At 67.6% G+C, this 18,573-nt stretch carries 17 protein-coding genes; 9 read left to right on the forward strand and 8 right to left on the reverse strand.

The window, feature by feature from the left end; translation table 11 throughout:
* The first annotated feature begins 12 nt into the window (after positions 1-12).
* From JF542_RS19910 to JF542_RS19920, 3 genes are all read left to right on the forward strand, one after another.
* Entirely contained in the window at positions 13-657 is a 645-nt protein-coding gene (locus JF542_RS19910) for a pyrimidine 5'-nucleotidase (protein ID WP_207077143.1), read from the forward strand.
* 139 nt (positions 658-796) lie between these two features.
* On the forward strand, positions 797-1,006 hold the full coding sequence (locus tag JF542_RS19915) for a hypothetical protein (RefSeq protein WP_242533858.1): 210 nt from the start codon (positions 797-799) through the stop codon (positions 1,004-1,006).
* Between the two features lie 56 nt (positions 1,007-1,062).
* On the forward strand, positions 1,063-2,256 hold the full coding sequence (locus JF542_RS19920; RefSeq protein WP_207077144.1) for a UbiH/UbiF family hydroxylase: 1,194 nt from the start codon (positions 1,063-1,065) through the stop codon (positions 2,254-2,256).
* 210 nt (positions 2,257-2,466) lie between these two features.
* On the opposite strand, the gene JF542_RS19925 is transcribed toward JF542_RS19920, so the two are convergent.
* The 3 genes from JF542_RS19925 to JF542_RS19935 form a co-directional block, all read right to left on the reverse strand.
* A complete protein-coding gene (locus tag JF542_RS19925) occupies positions 2,467-3,591 on the reverse strand; it encodes an aminotransferase class V-fold PLP-dependent enzyme (protein WP_207077145.1) in 1,125 nt (374 codons plus the stop codon).
* A gap of 129 nt (positions 3,592-3,720) precedes the next feature.
* Positions 3,721-4,185, reverse strand: a complete 465-nt coding sequence (locus tag JF542_RS19930; protein ID WP_007798330.1) for an Lrp/AsnC family transcriptional regulator — start codon at positions 4,183-4,185, stop codon at positions 3,721-3,723.
* Positions 4,182-4,637, reverse strand: coding sequence for an Lrp/AsnC family transcriptional regulator (locus JF542_RS19935; protein WP_007798328.1), 456 nt, complete (start codon positions 4,635-4,637; stop codon positions 4,182-4,184). Before JF542_RS19935 ends, JF542_RS19930 begins: the two co-directional genes overlap by 4 nt.
* A 147-nt stretch (positions 4,638-4,784) precedes the next feature.
* Here JF542_RS19935 and ilvC point away from each other — a divergent pair, with 147 nt between their 5' ends.
* A complete protein-coding gene (gene ilvC, locus JF542_RS19940; RefSeq protein ID WP_007798327.1) occupies positions 4,785-5,807 on the forward strand; it encodes a ketol-acid reductoisomerase in 1,023 nt (340 codons plus the stop codon).
* 81 nt (positions 5,808-5,888) lie between these two features.
* On the opposite strand, the gene JF542_RS19945 is transcribed toward ilvC, so the two are convergent.
* The 5 genes from JF542_RS19945 to JF542_RS19965 all read right to left on the reverse strand — a co-directional run bounded on the left by JF542_RS19945 (position 5,889) and on the right by JF542_RS19965 (position 10,622).
* Entirely contained in the window at positions 5,889-6,083 is a 195-nt protein-coding gene (locus tag JF542_RS19945; protein WP_007798324.1) for a hypothetical protein, read from the reverse strand.
* Between the two features lie 159 nt (positions 6,084-6,242).
* Positions 6,243-7,628: a GntP family permease gene (locus JF542_RS19950; protein ID WP_207077146.1), complete on the reverse strand. Its 1,386-nt coding sequence runs from the start codon at positions 7,626-7,628 to the stop codon at positions 6,243-6,245.
* 96 nt (positions 7,629-7,724) lie between these two features.
* The gene (locus JF542_RS19955) at positions 7,725-8,450 is read right to left on the reverse strand and encodes an LrgB family protein (RefSeq protein ID WP_207077147.1); all 726 of its coding nucleotides are present in this window, start codon (positions 8,448-8,450) and stop codon (positions 7,725-7,727) included.
* Positions 8,443-8,793: a CidA/LrgA family protein gene (locus tag JF542_RS19960; RefSeq protein WP_207077148.1), complete on the reverse strand. Its 351-nt coding sequence runs from the start codon at positions 8,791-8,793 to the stop codon at positions 8,443-8,445. Before JF542_RS19960 ends, JF542_RS19955 begins: the two co-directional genes overlap by 8 nt.
* Before the next feature lie 89 nt (positions 8,794-8,882).
* Positions 8,883-10,622 carry a trypsin-like peptidase domain-containing protein gene (locus tag JF542_RS19965; RefSeq protein WP_242533859.1) on the reverse strand — a complete coding sequence of 580 codons (1,740 nt, stop codon included), beginning with the start codon at positions 10,620-10,622 and terminating at the stop codon, positions 8,883-8,885.
* A gap of 176 nt (positions 10,623-10,798) precedes the next feature.
* Here JF542_RS19965 and JF542_RS19970 point away from each other — a divergent pair, with 176 nt between their 5' ends.
* The 5 genes from JF542_RS19970 (at position 10,799) to JF542_RS19990 (ending at position 18,428) form a co-directional block, all read left to right on the forward strand.
* Positions 10,799-11,728 (forward strand): glycine--tRNA ligase subunit alpha, encoded by a 930-nt coding sequence (locus JF542_RS19970; protein ID WP_207077150.1) that lies wholly within the window; start codon positions 10,799-10,801, stop codon positions 11,726-11,728.
* A gap of 53 nt (positions 11,729-11,781) precedes the next feature.
* Positions 11,782-12,297 carry a DUF6446 family protein gene (locus JF542_RS19975; protein ID WP_207077151.1) on the forward strand — a complete coding sequence of 172 codons (516 nt, stop codon included), beginning with the start codon at positions 11,782-11,784 and terminating at the stop codon, positions 12,295-12,297.
* A 206-nt stretch (positions 12,298-12,503) separates the two neighbouring features.
* The gene (locus JF542_RS19980) at positions 12,504-13,364 is read left to right on the forward strand and encodes a DUF1206 domain-containing protein (protein WP_207077152.1); all 861 of its coding nucleotides are present in this window, start codon (positions 12,504-12,506) and stop codon (positions 13,362-13,364) included.
* A gap of 97 nt (positions 13,365-13,461) precedes the next feature.
* A complete protein-coding gene (glyS, locus tag JF542_RS19985) occupies positions 13,462-15,687 on the forward strand; it encodes a glycine--tRNA ligase subunit beta (protein ID WP_207077153.1) in 2,226 nt (741 codons plus the stop codon).
* 155 nt (positions 15,688-15,842) lie between these two features.
* Positions 15,843-18,428, forward strand: coding sequence for a putative PEP-binding protein (locus JF542_RS19990; RefSeq protein ID WP_207077154.1), 2,586 nt, complete (start codon positions 15,843-15,845; stop codon positions 18,426-18,428).
* Positions 18,429-18,573: the final 145 nt, after the last annotated feature.

Genomic DNA, 18,573 nt, shown 5'->3' on the forward strand with positions numbered 1-18,573 from the left:
AGGGTCGCCGCCATGGTGAAACAGCATTTCTCTCACGTGCGTCACTGGGTCTTCGACCTCGACAACACGCTCTATCCGCCCGCCGCCCGTCTCTTCGACCAGATCGAGCGTAAGATGACCGATTTCGTCATGCGCGTCACCGGCGCCGACCACGGCGAGGCCGACGCCCTGCGCAAGACCTACTGGCACCTGCATGGCACCACGCTGGCAGGACTGATGGCCGAGCATCACATCGATCCCGACGCCTATCTCGAGGAAGTGCACGACATCACCTTCGACGCGCTCACCCCCGACCCGCACCTGGCCGAACTGATCACCGCGCTGCCCGGGCGCAAGATCGTCTACACCAATGGCAGCGCGCCCTATGCGGCGCAGGTGCTGCGGGCGCGTGGGCTGGATGCAGCCTTCGACGCGATCTATGGTGTCGAGCACGCGGGCTACCGCCCCAAGCCCGAGGAAGGCGCCTTCCGCGCTGTCTTTGCACTCGACGGCACAGATCCCGCGCAGGCCGCGATGTTCGAGGACGACCCGCGCAACCTGACGGCGCCGCACGCCATGGGCATGCGCACCGTGCACGTGGCGCCCGAGCGTGGCGAGGGCGATCACATCGAGCACCATACCGATGATCTTACGGCCTTTCTGCGCGGACTGCGCTGAGCCCGCGCGACAGACTGCGACATTTCGTGCCTGCGGCAATTCTGACAGATGATATGCGTCGCGTGCATCATTATCTCCGGTCCGGAACCGCCGCTCCGCGCGGCCGCCAGACAGTTTCGAAGGAGATCCCCGAATGGCCATGACCCAGACCGCAGACTACGCCACCCCCACCGAGACCCGTTCGGGCGGCATCAGCATCGAAGCCAAGCTCTTCGCTGGCATCGCGCTGTTTCTCGCGCTGGTCGTCACCGCCACGGTGATCTGGGGTCCCGTGGGTCTTGCCATGTCGGCTCTGGCCTGCGTGCCTTTCTGCTATGCCGGGATCCTTCTGATCACGGTCGGCAAGTAAGCGGCATGGCCTCTTACCCGCGCCTGCCCTAGATAGAGAGGCAAAGGAGAGCGGTCATGGATTACGACATTCTCATCTCGGGCGGCGGCATCGCGGGTCTGACCGCGGCCGCCGCCTTCGGCTCTGCCGGGTTCTCGGTGCTCTGCGTCGACCCTGCCCCTCCGGTGACCGACCGAGAGGCGGCCGGAGCGGATCTGCGCACCACCGCCTTCCTGCAGCCCGCGCGGGATTTCCTCGACCAGTGCGGAATCTGGGCTCGGCTCGACGGCCACGCCATGCCGCTCCAGGTGATGCGCATCATCGATGCCGGCGGTGAGCGGCCCGAGCCGCGCGTGACGCGGGATTTCGACGCCGAGGATATCTCGGAGCGGCCGTTTGGCTGGAACCTGCCCAACTGGCTGCTGCGGCGCGAGATCTCCGCCCATCTGCACGAGATGCCGGGGGTGGATTTTCGCCCCGGCACCGGCACGACCACGCTCTTCACCCGCGAGGCCTCGGCGCGGGTCGGGCTGTCGGATGGCAGCCACGCCACCGTGCGGCTGGTGATCGCCGCCGACGGGCGCAACTCGCCGATGCGCCGCGCCGCCGGGATCGGAGTGAAGACCACGCGCTTCGGCCAGAAGGCGCTGGCCTTCGCGGTGACCCATCCGATCCCGCATGGCAATGTCTCGACCGAGGTCCACCGCACCGGCGGCCCCTTCACCCTCGTGCCCCTGCCGGATCTGGATGGCCAGCCCTCCTCGGCGGTGGTCTGGATGGAGGAAGGCCCGAAGGCGGAGGCGCTGTTCAAGCTCGACACGCCCGACCTCGAGACCGCCATGTCCGAACGCTCGTGTCATATCCTGGGGCCGCTGAAACTGGCCTCGCAGCGCACGCTCTGGCCGATCATCGCGCAGCACGCGGAACGCCTCTCCGGCGAGCGACTGGCTCTGGTCGCCGAGGCGGCCCACGTGGTGCCGCCAATCGGCGCGCAGGGGCTCAACATGTCCCTGAACGACCTGCGCGCACTTCACGAACTGGCAATCCGGGCCCCCGACCGGCTCGGCGACCGCCAGATGCTCGCAAGCTATCACCGCCAGCGCATCGTCGACATCCGCGCCCGGGTCGCGGGCATCACGCTGCTCAACCGGACGTCGATGCTCTCCGCTCCCCCGCTGCGCGATGCCCGCGCCAAAGCACTCGACGCGTTCTACGGCATCGCCCCGGTGCGCCGCACGCTGATGCAACTGGGTCTCGGCACCAGAACCTGAGCGTGAGGAACGCGCCTCCGTCCAGCGTGGTGCCCGTGCCCGACGTCGCGCGGGCGGCACGGTCCGGCCTGCCTCCGGCGGGAGTATTTTTGACGAAGAGAAGACAGGGGCACAGCGCTCCTGTCTTCTCTGGTTTCGAAATACCTCGGGGGTGAATTGGCGCTTGCGCCAAGAGGGGGCTGGCCCCCCCCCCCCCGGCGATTGCGCCGCTCAGACCACCTGGTCGAGCACCGTCTCGAGCCGCGCCACCGTGCCATCGACATCCGCCAGCTTGTCGAGCCCGAAGAGCCCGAGCCGGAACGTCGAGAAGCCGGCCGGCTCGTCGCATTGCAGCGGCACACCGGCGGCGATCTGGGTGCCCTTCGCGGCAAACGCGCGGCCGGTCTTGATTTCGGGATCGTCTGTGTAGCTCACCACCACGCCGGGCGCGCCGAAGCCCTCGGCCGCCACCGACGTGATGCCCCGTGCCGCAAGCATCGCGCGCACCTTGTCGCCCAGATCCCATTGCGCGGCCTTGGCGGTGTCGAAGCCCATATCGCGGGTCTCGATCATCGCGTCGCGGAACATCTTCAGACCATCAGTCGGCATCGTGGCGTGATAGGCGTGACCGCCCGCCTCGTAGGCCGCCATGATCTCGCGCCATTTCTTGAGGTCCATGGCGAAGGAGTTCGACGATGTCTCCTCCATCCGCGCCAGCGCCCGCTGCGACAGCATCACCAGTCCGGCGCAGGGCGTCGCCGACCAACCCTTCTGCGGCGCCGAGATCAGCACATCGACGCCGGTGGCGGCCATGTCGACCCAGATACAGCCCGAGGCGATGCAGTCGAGCACCATCAGCGCGCCGACCTCGTGGGCGGCCTCGGCCATGGCGCGGATGTAGTCGTCGGGCAGGATGATGCCGGCGCTGGTCTCCACGTGCGGGGCAAAGACGATCTGCGGCGCCTCGTTGCGGATCGCGGCGACCACCTCCTCGATCGGGGCCGGCGCGAAGGGCGCGACGGGCTCGTTGCCGGTCTGGCGCGCCTTCATCACCGTCACCTCGCCGCCAAAAGCCCCGGCGTCGAAGATCTGCGACCAGCGGAACGAGAACCACCCGTTGCGCACCACCAGCGCCTTGGCGCCTTGGCCGAACTGGCGCGCCACGGCCTCCATGCCGAAGGTGCCGCCGCCCGGCACCAGCGCCACGCCCTCAGCGCCGTAGACCTCGCGCAGCATCGTGGAGATGTCACGCATCACCTGCTGGAAATCGGCGGACATGTGGTTCAGCGAGCGGTCGGTGAAGACGACCGAGAATTCCTCGAGCCCGTTCGGGTCGACATCATCGCGCAGCGGCATGGCAAGCTCCTGTCTGTTTGCCCCTTCGATACCCCATCGCGCGGCAAACGCAACGCCTCCGAAGGGCGGCATCGCGGGATGGCGGGCGGGGCGATTGCCGCAGGCGAGCGCCGTCCCGCCTCCCGACGGCTAGACCGGGCCGGGACGGCGCTCTTCGCTCAGCATCACGTTGGCCTCGACATTGCCGACGCCGGGCAGCGTCATGATACGCCGCCGCAGCACGCGTTCGAAATCCGGCAGGTCACGCGCCACCACTCTCAGCCGGTAATCGAAGGCGCCAAGCACGTGATCGACCACCTGCACCTCCGGGATCGCCCGCACAGCGCGCTCGAAATCCTCGAGGCTGACCCGGCCCTTGGTGGCGAGCTTGATGCCGAGGAACACGGTCACCCCGAAGCCCAGCCGCTCGAGATCGAGATCGAGGCGCGCGCCGCGGAACACGCCCGCCGCCCGCAGCCGCTGGATACGGCGCCAGCAGGCCGGCTGCGACAGGCCGAGCCGGCGCCCCAGCGCCCCGGCGCTGGCATTGGCATCCTCGGCCAGCGCCCGGATCAGCGCGCGGTCGATCTCGTCGAGATCCTCAAGGGCGCTCACAGCGGCACCGTTTCGTCGGATTTCACCAGCGAGACATGCATCAGCGCCTCGATGTCGGCGATATGCGGCAGGGTGAGCAGCTTCTCGCGGTAGAGCACCTGATAGTGCGCGAGATCGCGGGCAATCACCACGAGGCGGATGTCGACCGAGCCAAGGAAGGTCTGGATCTCGGTCACCTCCGGCACCAAGCGGGCGCCGGCGAGAAACTCGTCGAAGGCGCGCGGATGGGTCTTTTCCAGCGTCACCCTCAGCATCACTTCGATGTCGTAGCCCAGCGCCGGCCAGTGCACCACGCCGCGCACGCCGCGCAGCACGCCGCCCTCGCGCATGGCGGCCAGCCGCCGCGCCAGCGTCGAGGGCGTGACGCCGGCACGCTCGGCCAGCTCGGCCGACGGCATCTCGGGCGCCGCTTGATACTGGCGCAGGATGCGCCGGTCGGTATCGTCGAGCATGAATTCCCCGCATAATCTCAAAACCGAGAATGACCTTTCACCATTGCGTGGAAAATTCAAGAACTACGCAAGCACCATCGCCCCCGGCCCGCTAGATTGCCCGCCACAACGAGATCAAAAACAAGATCACCTAGGAAGGACGAGACCATGCGCGTTTATTACGACCGCGATTGCGACATCAACCTGATCAAGGACATGAAAGTGGCGATCCTCGGCTATGGCAGCCAGGGCCACGCGCACGCACTGAACCTGCGCGACAGCGGCGCGAAGAACGTCGTCGTCGCCCTGCGCGAAGGCTCCCCCTCGGCCAAGAAGGCCGAAGGCGAAGGCCTGCAGGTAATGGGCATCGCCGAAGCGGCAGCCTGGTGCGACCTGATCATGTTCACCATGCCCGACGAACTTCAGGCCGAGACCTACAAGAAATACGTCCATGACAACCTCAAGGACGGCGCGGCAATCGCCTTTGCCCACGGCCTGAACGTGCATTTCGGCCTGATCGAGCCGAAGCCCGGCGTCGACGTCATCATGATGGCACCGAAGGGCCCCGGCCACACCGTGCGCGGCGAGTACGTCAAGGGCGGCGGCGTGCCCTGCCTCGTGGCCGTCGACCAAGACGCCACCGGCAAGGCGCTTGAGATCGGCCTGTCCTACTGCTCGGCCATCGGCGGCGGCCGCTCGGGCGTCATCGAGACCAACTTCCGCGAAGAGTGCGAAACCGACCTCTTCGGCGAGCAGGTCGTGCTCTGCGGCGGCCTCGTCGAGCTGATCCGCTGCGGCTTCGAGACCCTGGTGGAAGCCGGCTATGCCCCCGAGATGGCCTATTTCGAGTGCCTTCACGAGGTGAAGCTGATCGTCGACCTGATCTATGAAGGCGGCATCGCCACCATGGATTACTCGATCTCCAACACTGCCGAGTATGGCCAGTACGTCACCGGCCCGCGCATCCTCCCCTACGAGGAGACCAAGAAGCGCATGAAGGAAGTCCTCACCGACATCCAGAAGGGCAAGTTCGTGCGCGACTTCATGCTCGAGAATCAGGTCGGCCAGCCGACCCTCAAGGCCTCGCGCCGCGCCAATGACGAGCACCAGATCGAGCAGGTCGGTGAAAAGCTGCGCGACATGATGCCGTGGATCTCCGCCGGCAAGATGGTCGACAAGGCGAAGAACTGATCGTTCGCTGATCCATCCGGCCGCTCTGGCCGGATCAGGCCCGCGCCCTCACCGGCGCGGGCTTTTGCGTTGCGGCTGCGATCAGAGCGCCTCGCCGCGCTTCAGCCGGATCGCGGCGTCGATCTGAGGCGCAGAGGTGCACCACTCGTCCCCCTTGGCGAGCCAGACCGCGTCACGGGTCTCGGCTGCGACGGTGATGCGGGATTCCGTGGTCTCGACGATCTCGGGTGGCAGCACGGACAGGAAGAGGAAGAGCGCTTCAGCGGTCAGGCACATGGGGAGAGGTCCTTCAATTGGCGTTGGTCCGGTCCTCCCTCTCTCACCCTAACCGAAGATCGTGTGAATCGAGAGGGCCGACGCTGCAATGCAGCATCGGCCCACCGTCTTTCCGCAATGGTCTGCGCAAACCGCTCAAGAAAACGGCAGCTTTGCCCCTCAGAGGCCGAGCGAGCCCAGTACGATCACCGTGATCGTGGCCAGAACCGGGATCGCCACCGCGACCATGAAGATGTCGCCATAGCTCTTCTTGTGGGTCAGCCCGGTGATCGCCAGCAGGGTGATGACAGCGCCATTGTGCGGCAGCGCGTCGAACCCGCCAGAGCTCAGCGCGGTGACCCGGTGCATCAGCTCCATGCTCACGCCCTGCGCCTGCCCCATCTCGGCAAACTGCTCGCCGAGCGCGTTCAGCGCAATCGACATGCCGCCCGAGGCAGAGCCCGTGATGCCCGCCAGAACGTTCACCGCCACCGCAAGCGAGGCCACGGGGTTGTTCGGGAACAGCCCCAGCACCGCGTCGCGGATCAGACCGAAGGCCGGCAGCGAGGCGATAACCGCGCCGTAGCCGACCTCGGAGGCGGTGTTGAACACCGGCAGGAGCGAGCCCATGGTGCCGGTATTGACGGTCTCCAACACATCCTTGAAACGGCCCCAGTTGAGCCCGATGGCGAGCAGGATCGACAGGGTCAGCGACACGATGATGGCCCAGATGCCGGCGACCGAGCTCAGCGAGGTCTCGCCATATTGCGGCTCGGCGAGGTAGTCGGCCGACATCATCGGGATCAGCACGTAGGTGAACAGCGCGTTGAGCCCGATCACCGCCACCACCGGAGCGATCGCCACGGCAAAATTCGGCAGTTTCACATCGGACGGCAACGTGCTGTCGGCGCCGGTGCTGTCATGCTCGCCATAGCCCTCGCCCCGGCCCTGCGCGCTGGCCCGGCGGCGGTTCAGCCACAGCGTGCCGCCGCCCAGCATGATGACCCCCGCCAGCGTGCCGAAGAGCGGCGCGGCGAAGACGTTGGTGCCGAAGAACGGGATCGGGATGGCGTTCTGGATCGCCGGGGTGCCGGGAAAGGCGGTCATGGTGAAGGTGAAGGAGCCCAGCGCGATGGCCGCCGGCAACAGCCGCTTGGGCACGTCGGCGCGGCGGAACAGCGCGTTGGCGATGGGATAGATCGCGAAGGCCACCACGAAGAGCGAGACGCCGCCGAAGGTCAGCACGCCGCAGGCCAGCACTACGGCAAGGATCGCCTGCCCCGGCCCGACCCAGTCGACGATGCGCTCGGCGATGGTGCGCGCCGCGCCGCCATCGGCCATCACCTTGCCGAAGATCGCGCCCAGCAGGAACAGCGGGAAATAGGTGATGACGTAGCCGCCGAGGCTCTCCATGAAGACCTGCGTATAGGTCGCCAGCACCGGCAGACCGCCGGACATCAGCACCGCGAGCGCCGAGAGCAGCGGCGCAAGGATCAGCACGTTGATCCCGCGATAAGCGAGATACATCAGCAGCCCGAGTGACAGGATGATTCCGAAAAGACCCATCTGAGATTCCCCTCCAGTTGTATCGAGAGGGGACCTAGCCCGCATGAGTGACGAGGACCAGCACCGTCACGGAAACTTCACCACCTTGACTTCACGTCAGAAAAGCAGCCCCCAGAGGATCGGCAGCAAGAGCGCCGTGGCGAGCGCGTTGAGCCCCATGGCCAGCCCCGCGAAGGCGCCTGCAGTCTCGTTGACCTGCAGCGCGCGGGCGGTGCCGATGCCGTGGCTGGCGGTGCCGATGGCAAGGCCGCGGGCGCTCCAGCCCGTCACCCCCACGAGGGTCAGCACCAGCGGGCCGAGCATGGCGCCGAGGATGCCGGTCACGATCACCAGCACCGCGGTCAGCGAGGGCACCCCGCCAAGTTCCTCGGCGATGGCCATGGCGACCGGCGCGGTGACCGACTTGGGCGCGATCGAGGCCAGCACCTCGCTGCCGCCACCTGCCAGCGAAGCCACGCCCACCGCCGTGAGGATCGCGGTCAGCGAGCCGCAGAGCAGGCTCACGGTGATCGCCAGCGCAGAACGTCGCACCAGCGCCCATTGGCGATAGAGCGGCACCGCCAGCGAGACCGTCGCCGGGCCAAGCAGGAAATGCACGAACTGCGCGCCCTCGAAATAGGTGGCGTAGTCGGTGCCGGTGACGAGCAGCACGGCCACCACCACGATCACCGCCCCCAGCACGGGGTTCAGCAGCGGGTTGCGCCCGCCCTTCTCGAACAACCAGGAGGACCCCTGGAAGGCCACCAGCGTCAGCGTCAAGTGAAAGAGCGGAGAGGCGCTGAGATAGACCCAGGTCTCGGCGAGATTGTCGAGGTTATCCATCGTCGCGCGCCCCGCGCCCGAGCCAGCTCATCAGCAGGCCGGTGACGGCGATGGTGGCGATGGTGCTCACCAGCAGCCCCAGCCCGAGCGGCAGCGCCGCCTCGGCCAGCAGATGGAAATGCAGCATCACCCCGGCGCCCGCCGGCACGAAGAGCAGCGACATGGCGCGCTGCAGCCCGCCCGCCGCCTGCCCCAGCCCCTCGGGCACCGAGCGGCGCAGCGCGAGGTAGAGGAACAGCAGCACCATGCCGACCACCGGCCCGGGCACCGGCATCGCCATCGTGCCGACCACCAGCTCGCCGGCAAGCTGGCAGACGAAGATCAGGGTGAGATAGCCAAGCATATGCACCTCCGGGGGAAACCTCCCCCGAAGGATAACCGCGCAAGGGCGGTGCGGATCAAGCGGTTATGCGGTCGCGGGCCGCGCCGGGATCACTCCCAGCAGCTGACCTTGACGGTCATCGCGCCGGCGGCGGCGGTCAGATCCTCGGGCGCCATGGCCGCCTCGCCCTGCGCCACCGAGCTGCGCAGCCCGGCGCCGTCGAGAAAGGCCTGAAGGGCCGAGGCATCGGCGGCAAAGGCGACATCCTCAGGCAGCGACTGGCCGTTCTGCGCCTTGGGCAGCAGCATTCCCAGCACCGCACCGCCGGCATCCACCACCGGACCACCGGCATCGCCGGGCTGCGCGGCCAGCGCAAGCCGCTCGAACTGCTCTTCACCGCGCAGGCCGCGGATATCCTCGAGCGCGCCGAAGGTCAGGGTGGGCGCGCTCAGCACGCCGCCGAACGGGTAGCCCGCGACGGCAACCTCGGAATTGATCCGCGGCGTGTCCTGCCGGAAGCTTGCCACCGAACGCGGCGCCAGCGCCGTCTCGGGGCGCAGCACGGCGACGCCGAGGGCCGGATCGCGCGCCGCCACCGTGGCCTCGTAAACATCGTCGAGGGTGATGCGCCCGCAGGAGGCCACTGCCTCGGCCGAGGTCACCACCGCGCCGCCGGCATCGACGAAGAAGCCCGAGACCGTGGCGATGGGCTTGCGGATCTCGAGCCCGGAGACGAGGTCGACCGACTGGCCGGCGTCGCTGACCTCGGCCGGGTCGAGCACCGCGTCGGTGGTGGCGAAGCTGGTCTGCATCAGGCCGAGCACGCGCTCGCGGCGCTCTTCGTCGCCGGCGGGCCAGATCAGGGTGAAGCCCTTGATATGGCCGTCGCGCAGGCTGACCTCGGTGTGGCTGACGATGCGGCTGTTGGCGCCTGTCAGGCTGAAGCCGTCGCGGTTGCGCACACGCGGGCCCTCGAGCGGCACGATCTCGAGAGTCTGCATGATCTCGTAGAGCCCGCCCATGCTCTGGCGGTCGCCGGGCTGGCTGATCAGCAGCACCCGCGCCGGCAGGTCTCCGGTCGGCTCGTAGAGCGCGAAGGGCGCCTCGTAGCGATCGAAGCCGACGGCGGCGGTGGGCATCTCGATGCGGATGCCGGCGCGCTCGTCGCGCACCATGCGCATGTCGAGCCCGTCGAGCACGGCGTTGTACTGCCCCATCAGCGCGGCACGCTGCCCGGTGGTCAGGATGCCGGTCGCGTCAAAGCCGTTCTGCGACTGCCACGCCGCCATCGCGCCGCGGGTGCCGCGACCGAAGGCACCGTCGATGCCGGCGTCATAGACCCCGGCCCAGCGCAGGGCGATCTGCAGCTGCTCGCGCTGCGCGCGGTTGAGCAGCGCCTCGCTGGCACGGGCCTCGCGCGGGGTCTCGTCAATCACCGGCTGCGGCTCGGGCCCGGGCGCGGCCTCGACCACCGGCGTCTCGGATGGCGGCTCTGCGGCCTCGGGCTGCGGCGTCGGCTGCACCGGCGCTTCGGTTGCGAGCCCTGCCCCCACCGGCCAGAACTGGTCGCGGTACTCCGAGGTCGCCGCGAGGTAGCTGTCGCGCGGGATCACGCCGTTGGCGCGCAGGTTGCGCAGCAGCTGTCCGGCGTCGTCGGGGCTGTAGGGGCCAAGCGCGATGCCGTACCAGCCGCCGCCCAGCGAGAAGCCGTTGACGTTGTCGAGCCGGCTGGCATAGCCGCGCAGCGCCGCCTCGGCCTGCGCAAGGCTCGGCTGCGCCTCGATCTGGATGAACACCCGCTCCTGCGCGATGGCAGCCTGCGCGACCAGCACGGTTGTCGCGCCTGCCATCAGTATTGACCTCAACATCCCTGTATCTGTCCCTTGCGTCGGAAATCTTATTTTGCTCTGTCCTCGTGTTTACCAGAGCGGGTCGGGCCGTCACCTCAAAATATGGTCAGCCCCGCAATTGACCCTTGCGCCTGTGGCGCATAATCAGTCCGCAACTCTCAGACAGGGCCGATGCGATGACCGACACCAGCACCAAACCGCGGAGCTTCCAGGAGATCATCCTGCGACTGCAGACCTATTGGGCCGCCAAGGGCTGCGCCGTGCTGCAGCCCTACGACATGGAAGTCGGTGCCGGCACCTTCCACCCGGCCACCACGCTGCGCGCGCTCGGCTCCAAGCCCTGGGCCGCGGCCTATGTGCAGCCCTCGCGCCGCCCGACCGACGGGCGCTACGGCGAGAACCCGAACCGGCTGCAGCATTACTACCAGTTCCAGGTGCTGATCAAACCGTCGCCGCCGGACCTGCAGGCGCTCTATCTCGGTTCGCTCGAGGCCATCGGCATCGACATGTCGATGCATGACGTGCGCTTCGTCGAGGACGACTGGGAAAGCCCGACGCTGGGCGCATGGGGCCTGGGCTGGGAGGTCTGGTGCGACGGCATGGAAGTGTCGCAGTTCACCTATTTCCAGCAGGTCGGCGGGCATGACTGCACCCCGGTCTCGGGCGAGCTGACCTACGGGCTCGAACGCCTCGCCATGTACGTGCTGGGCATCGACCACGTCATGGAGATGCCGTTCAACGACCCGCAATCGCCGCAGCCGCTGTTCTATGGCGACGTGTTCCGCCAGACCGAGGAGGAATACTCGCGCTGGAACTTCGACGTGGCCGACACCGAGACGCTGCTGAAGCATTTCGAGGATGCCGAAGCCGAGTGCCAGCGCGCGCTCGAGGCCGAGACAGTGGATCCCAAGACCGGCAAGCGCATCGTCATGGCCCACCCGGCCTATGACCAGTGCATCAAGGCCAGCCACCTGTTCAACCTGCTCGACGCGCGCGGCGTGATCTCGGTCACCGAACGCCAGGCCTATATCGGCCGGGTCCGGGCGCTGGCCAAGCGCTGCGCCGACGCCTTCGTGATGACCGAGGCCGGCGGCCACGCGGCCTGAGCCGCGCGGCCCGACATCCAGAGACAGACCCAGACCCAGACCGGAGCGCAGACATGAGCGGCAAGATCCTCGGCATCGCCATCATCGTGACCGCCCTGCTCTTCGGCGCCGGGGTCTACTATTTCCAGGTGTTCCACTACTACGAGCGTGTCGAGGACGATGCCGGGCAGGTCTTCCTGACGCCGCTCGACGGCGGCGCGCCCGAACACATCCCCTATGGCGATTTCGAGGGCATCGACGCCACCAGCTCGCCGATCCGCTTCCGCGGCTGCTTCACCACGCCGGAGCGCCCGCAGGCGCTCGACGCGCGCTTCGAGCGCTACGACGGCGCCGAGCCGCGCAACGCGCCGTTCTGGTTCGGCTGCTTCGACGCCGAGGCGATCGGGACGCTTGTCGAGACCGGCGAGGCGCATGTCTATACCGCGCAGCGCAATATCGAATACGGCATCGACCGGGTGGTCGCGGTGACCGAGGACGGCCGCGGCTATATCTGGGAAGAGATCAACGATTGCGGCGACAAGGCCTATGACGGCACGCCGCTCGGCGAGGACTGCCCGCCGCGGGAGTGAGGCCGGAAGGGTCCGAGGCCTGCCTGCCGTCGCGTCGGATTTGAACCGAGGCGACAAGCGGGGGCGCTGCCCCCATCGCAGCAGGGCTGCGATTCCCCCGAGGTATTTTTGAACCAGAGAAGACAGGGGGTTGCGCGCCTGTCGAACGGCGGGACGGAACCTTTTGCGGGGTCCGGGCGCTGTCTCCTCAATCGAGGAGATCAGTGATGTCAGACAAAGCCCCCGCCTGGGTCGTTCCCGTAATGCGCGCCGGATATGCCGCGCGCGGTGCCGTTTATACCGTCGTCGGGGGGCTTGCATTGCTGGCCGCCTGGAGAGGCGGCCAAGCCGAGGGCACCACAGATGCGCTCGCCGAGCTGCGAAGCGTGCCATGGGGCGTGGCGCTGCTCTGGGCGATTGCCATCGGCCTCATCGCCTACATGATCTGGCGGCTGATCGACGCCTGGATGGATCTCGAATGCGAGGGCACCGATGCCAAGGGCATGGTGGCCCGCGCCGGCCAGGCGATCACCGGCGTGATCCATGGCGCCATCGGCGTGTCGGTGGCAACCACCGCGATGGGCGGCGGCAGCGGTGGCGGAGGTGGCGCGCAAACCGCCACACAGAAGCTGATGTCGATGCCCTGGGGGCCGTGGCTGGTCATGGCCGTCGGGCTCGTGACCATCGGCGCAGGGATCTACTACGCACACAAGGGCCTCAAGGAGAAATACAAGCGCGACATCCGCGTCACCCCGCTCGCGCGCAAGCTCGATCCGGTGATGAAGTTCGGCCTCATCGCCGAGGGCGTGGTGATCGGCATTATCGGCGCGTCGATCTTCTATGCCGGCATGACCGTCAATCCCGAAGAGGCCGGCGGTGTCGGCACCGCGCTCGACCAGATCCGCTCGGTGGCCTATGGCCGCATCCTCTTGGGCGTCGTCGCCATCGGCCTGATCGGATTTGCAGTGGAGAACTTCATCGAGGCCGCCTACCGCATCGTGCCGCGCCGCTCGGGCGACGACGTGATGACGCTGGCGCGCCGTGCAAAGCTCAAGGCCGAGGGCAAGCTGCAAGAGGCCACCGCCTGACGGCTAACCGCTGGACCTCGGCCCTTGGGGCCGTTATCCACCGAAGCGAACAACAGCCCGTGCCGATCCCGGCGCGGGCGGATGCTTTGGTGAGACTATGCCCGACCTTCTGATCGAACTCTTTTCCGAGGAAATCCCCGCCCGCATGCAGACGCGTGCCGCGGAGGATCTGAAGAAACTCGTCACCGACGGTCTGGTGGAGAACGGTCTGACCTATGCCGGCGCCGCCGCCTTCTCGACGCCGCGCCGGCTGACCCTCACCGTGAGCGGTCTGCTCGACGCCTCCCCCGCCACCCGCGAAGAGCGCCGCGGCCCAAAGGTCGACGCGCCGGAGAAGGCCATCGAGGGCTTCCTGCGCGGTGCCGGCGTCAGCCGCGAGCAGTGCGAAGCGCGCGAGGACAAGAAGGGCACCTTTCTCTACGCGGTGATCGAGAAGCCGGGCCGCCCGGCCGCCGAGATCGTGGCCGAGGTGCTCGAAGCGGCGATCCGCAACTTCCCCTGGCCCAAGTCGATGCGCTGGGGCGCAGGCACGTTGCGCTGGGTGCGCCCGCTGCACCGCATCATCTGCGTCCTGAGCTCCGAGGCCGGCGACGCGGTGGTGCCCTTGGAAATCGATGGCATCGAGGCGGGCCAGACCACAGAGGGTCACCGCTTCATGGGCGACGGCGCCTTCGAAGTGACCTCCTTCGCCGATTATGAAACCCGGCTGAAGCGCGCGAAGGTCATCCTCTCGGCTGAGGAACGCGCTGAAACCATCTGGCATGACGCGACAAACCGCGCCTTCGCCCAAGGCCTCGAAGTGGTCGAGGACCGCGGGCTGCTGGCCGAGGTGGCGGGTCTGGTCGAGTGGCCGGTGGTGCTGATGGGCAAGATCGACGCGCAGTTCCTCGAGCTGCCGCCGGAAGTGCTCCAGACCTCGATGAAAGAGCACCAGAAGTTCTTTTCGGTCAAGAATCCGGCCACCAGCCGCATTGAAGGCTTTGTCACGGTTGCAAATGTGGAAACGCCGGATGACGGCGCGACCATCCTCGCAGGCAACAACAAGGTGCTTTCGGCCCGCCTGTCCGACGCCAAGTTCTTCTGGGAGAACGATCTGCGTGTCGCAAAGAACGAGGGCCTGGAAGCCTGGACCGAGCGGCTCGGCAACGTGACCTTCCACAACAAGCTTGGCTCGCAGCGCGACCGCATCGAGCGCATCGCGGCACTGGCGCGCGAGATCGCACCGATGGTCGGCGCGGACGCAGCGCTGGCCGAGCAGGCGGCGCGCGTGGCCAAGGCCGACCTGAGCTCGGAGATGGTCTATGAATTCCCCGAGCTTCAGGGGCTTATGGGCCGTTATTACGCCGAGGCCGCCGGCCTGCCGACAGAGGTCGCCGTGGCCTGCGAGGAGCATTACTCGCCGCTCGGGCCGTCCGACGCCGTGCCCACCGCGCCGGTCTCGGTCGCCGTGGCGCTGGCCGACAAGCTCGACACGCTGACCGGCTTCTGGGCGATCGACGAGAAGCCCACTGGCTCCAAGGACCCCTACGCGCTGCGCCGCGCCGCACTTGGCGTGATCCGGCTGGTGCTGGTCAACGGGCTGCGCCTGCATCTCGACCGCCTCTTCGACGCGCAGATCCTGCGCCACAAGATCGGCGCCGGCGTCGATAGCGACCAGCAGGAGCTGCGCGATGCGCTGCTGCGCGAGATCGCGCAACACGGCGTCTTCGGCTCCTCGGTCAAAGCCGTGATCGACCAGATCGAGGGCGACGCGGCCGAGTGGGTCACAGAGGTCACCAACCACCGCCCCGATCTCAGCGACGATCTGCTCGCCTTCTTCCACGACCGCCTCAAGGTGCACCTCAAGGGCGAAGGCGTGCGGCATGACGTGATTGATGCGGTGCTGGCGATGCCCGGCAATGACGACCTCGCTCAGGTGGTGCGCCGCGCCACGGCGCTCGGCGAGGTGCTGGGCACCGAGGACGGCGCAAACCTGGTGCAGGGCTTCAAGCGTGCCAACAACATCCTCACCCAGGCCGAGGACAAGGACGGGGTCGAGTACAGCTTCGGCGCCGATCCCAAGTTTGCCGAGGTCGACGAGGAAAAGGCGCTGTTCGCCGCGCTCGATGCCGCCGATGCCGAGATCAAGCCCGCGCTGGAAAAGGAAGATTTCGCCGCTGCCATGACCGCCATGGCCGGTCTGCGCGCGCCGATCGACGCCTTTTTCGAGGCGGTGCAGGTCAATTCCGAGAGCCCGGTGGTGCGCCGCAACCGCCTCAACCTGCTGTCGCGCATCCGCACGAGTTGCCTTCAGGTGGCCGATCTGAACCGCCTCGAGGGCTGAGCGGGCGTTGCCCGAAAGCCCTTCCACACCAAAGACTTGCGGCGCGCGTGCCGAGATTTCTTGCACGCGCCCGCCCGGCGGTGGCATCTTTGGCGCAGCGTCTTAACCTTACGTACTCCTGAAAAGGTGATGGTGCGGTTGCCCTGATCCGGGTTATGCTGCACTGCGGAAAAACAGGATCTCCCGTGCCCGACACGCTGCGACAGGACCAGGACCCGCGGGTCACGCTCATCACCCCATCGGCGCCGATCTCGACGCCGAGCCACGGGGGGCGTGCCAAGTGCCTGCAGCGGCTCGTGCGGCTCGATCTGCCGGTGCCGCGCACCGTGGCGCTGAGCTTCGACACCGTGCACCGCATCGCCGCGGGCGAAATGCCCGACGTGGTCGCGATTCTCGGCGAGTTCGCCCCCGGCGCGCTGCTCTGTGTGCGCCCCTCCTCGGAGGATCCCGATTGGGGCGGGCCCGGCTCGGTGCTCAATATCGGCATGAACGACGCCGCCTTCGTCGAGTATTCCGAGCGCATGGGCCCCGAGCTTGCCTCGGATCTCTACAAGCGCTTCGTCACGGCCTATGCCATCCACGTGGCGAGGCTCGATCCGGATGTCTTCGAAGAGATCGACAGCCCCGGCGAGGAAGGCCTGAGCGACGTGCTGCGCTGCTACGAGGACGAGGCCGAGGAGCCCTTCCCGCAGGATCCCGCCGTGCAGCTGGCCGAGGTGCTGCGCTCGATGGCGCGCGCCTGGGAGGGCACCACCGCGCGGCTGCTGCGCCAGGCCAAGGGCGCGCCGGTCGATGCCGGGCTGGGGCTCATCGTGCAGGAGATGGCGCTGGGGCTCGGCATGGGCGAATGCGGCTCGGGCGTGCTGCAGCTGGTCAATTCCGAGACCGGGCAGCCGCAGATCACCGGCCGTTACATGAGCCAGAGCCAGGGCCGCGAGGCGCTGCAGTGCGAGCAGAGCTCGCTCTATCTCGAGCGCGATCCGCGCGGCCCCTCGCTGGAAGAGCTGGCGCCCGGGGCCTTCGAGACGCTGAAGGACTACGCCGCGCTGGTGCGCTGCAAACTGCGGGTCGAGATGCAGATCGAGTTCACGCTCGAAAATGGCGCGGTGCACATCCTCGACGCCATACGGGTCAAGCGCAGCTCGCGCGCGGCGCTGCAGATCGCGGTGCGGCTGGCCAATGACGGCATCATCTCGCAACAGGAAGCGCTGATGCGGGTCGAACCGCGTGGCCTGTCCGAGCTGCTGCACCGGCAGATCGACCCCGAGGCCGAGCGCGACGCCATCGGTCGCGGCGTGGCGGCCTCTCCCGGGGCGGCGACCGGCAGGATCGTGTTCTCCTCCTCCGAGGCGCAGGCCAGCGCGGCGCGCGGCGAGCCCTGCATCCTCGTCCGGCGCGAGACCTCGCCAGAGGACGTGCGCGGCATGCACGCCGCTGTGGCGGTGCTGACCGAACGCGGCGGCATGACCAGCCATGCGGCGGTGATCGGCCGCGGCCTCGGCCTGCCCTGCGTCGTGGGCGCGGCGCGCATGGGCTTCCGCCTCAACGACAAGACGCTGCTGGCCGAGGATGGCCGCCGCTTCCGAGAGGGCGACACGCTCACCGTCGACGGCAGCTCGGGCCAGGTGCTTGCCGGTGCGCCGAAGATGATCGAGGCGGCGCTCGACGAGACCTTCCACGTCTTCATGTCCTGGGCCGATGCCGAGCGCGACATCGGCATCCGCGCCAATGCTGACACCCCGGCCGACGCCACCACGGCGCGCAATTTCGCGGCGCAGGGTATCGGGCTCTGCCGCACCGAGCACATGTTCTTCGAGGCCGAGCGCATCACACCGATGCGCGAGATGATCTTCGCCGACAGCCCCGACGACCGGAAGACCGCCCTCGCCCGGCTGCTGCCGATGCAGCGCGCCGATTTCATCGAACTGTTTCGCATCATGGAGGGGATGCCGGTCTGCATCCGCCTCTTCGATCCGCCGCTGCACGAGTTCCTGCCCTCCGACCGCGCCGGTCTGCGCGATCTGGCAGAGGCGCTCGACCTGCCGGTCTCGGACGTGACCCGCCGGGTCGAGAGCATGGGCGAATACAACCCCATGCTCGGGATGCGCGGCGTGCGGCTCGGCATCGCGGTGCCCGAGATCTACGACATGCAGGCCCGCGCCATCTTCGAGGCGACGCTCGAGGCCTCCAAGGAAGGCGCGCCGGTGGTGCCCGAGATCATGCTGCCACTGGTCTCGGCCTGCCGCGAGGTCGAGCTGGTGCGCAACCGCATCGACGCGGTGGCGGCGGCGGTGCGCAACGAGCGCGGCCGCGATTTCGACTATTCTCTCGGCGTCATGGTCGAGACCCCGCGCGCGTGCCTGCGTGCCGACGAGATCGCCCAGCACGCGCATTTCCTCAGCTTCGGCACCAACGACCTCACGCAGATGACTTACGGCCTCTCGCGCGACGATGCCGGACGCTTCATGTCGCATTACGTGCAGCAAGGCGTGTTCCCCGAAGATCCGTTCCACCGGCTCGACGCCGAGGGCGTCGGCGAACTGATCCGGGTGGGCGTGGAACGCGGGCGCAAGGGCAATGGCGGGGTCATGCTGTCGGTCTGCGGCGAGCATGGCGGCAACCCCGAATCGATTGCTTTCTGCCGAAACGCGGGCATCGACTACGTGAGTTGCTCCCCGTTTCGCGTTCCGGTTGCGCGCCTAGCAGCCGCTCAACTCGCAATTAGAGACAAGATCGGGTAGGGGCGCAGCTGCCGCGCCACAACATATGTAAACTTAACGATGTATTTGGGCCGGAATCCGCCCATTTCGGTCCCGGGCGCTGGACCGCTCGGAACAATTTTACTAATTACGCCGCGGTTTTGAGCGATTTTGGGGAAATCGCCAC

Origin of the sequence: Salipiger bermudensis, from assembly GCF_017309175.1 — a bacterium.
In the GTDB taxonomy this organism is placed as follows: Bacteria; Pseudomonadota; Alphaproteobacteria; order Rhodobacterales; family Rhodobacteraceae; genus Salipiger; species Salipiger bermudensis.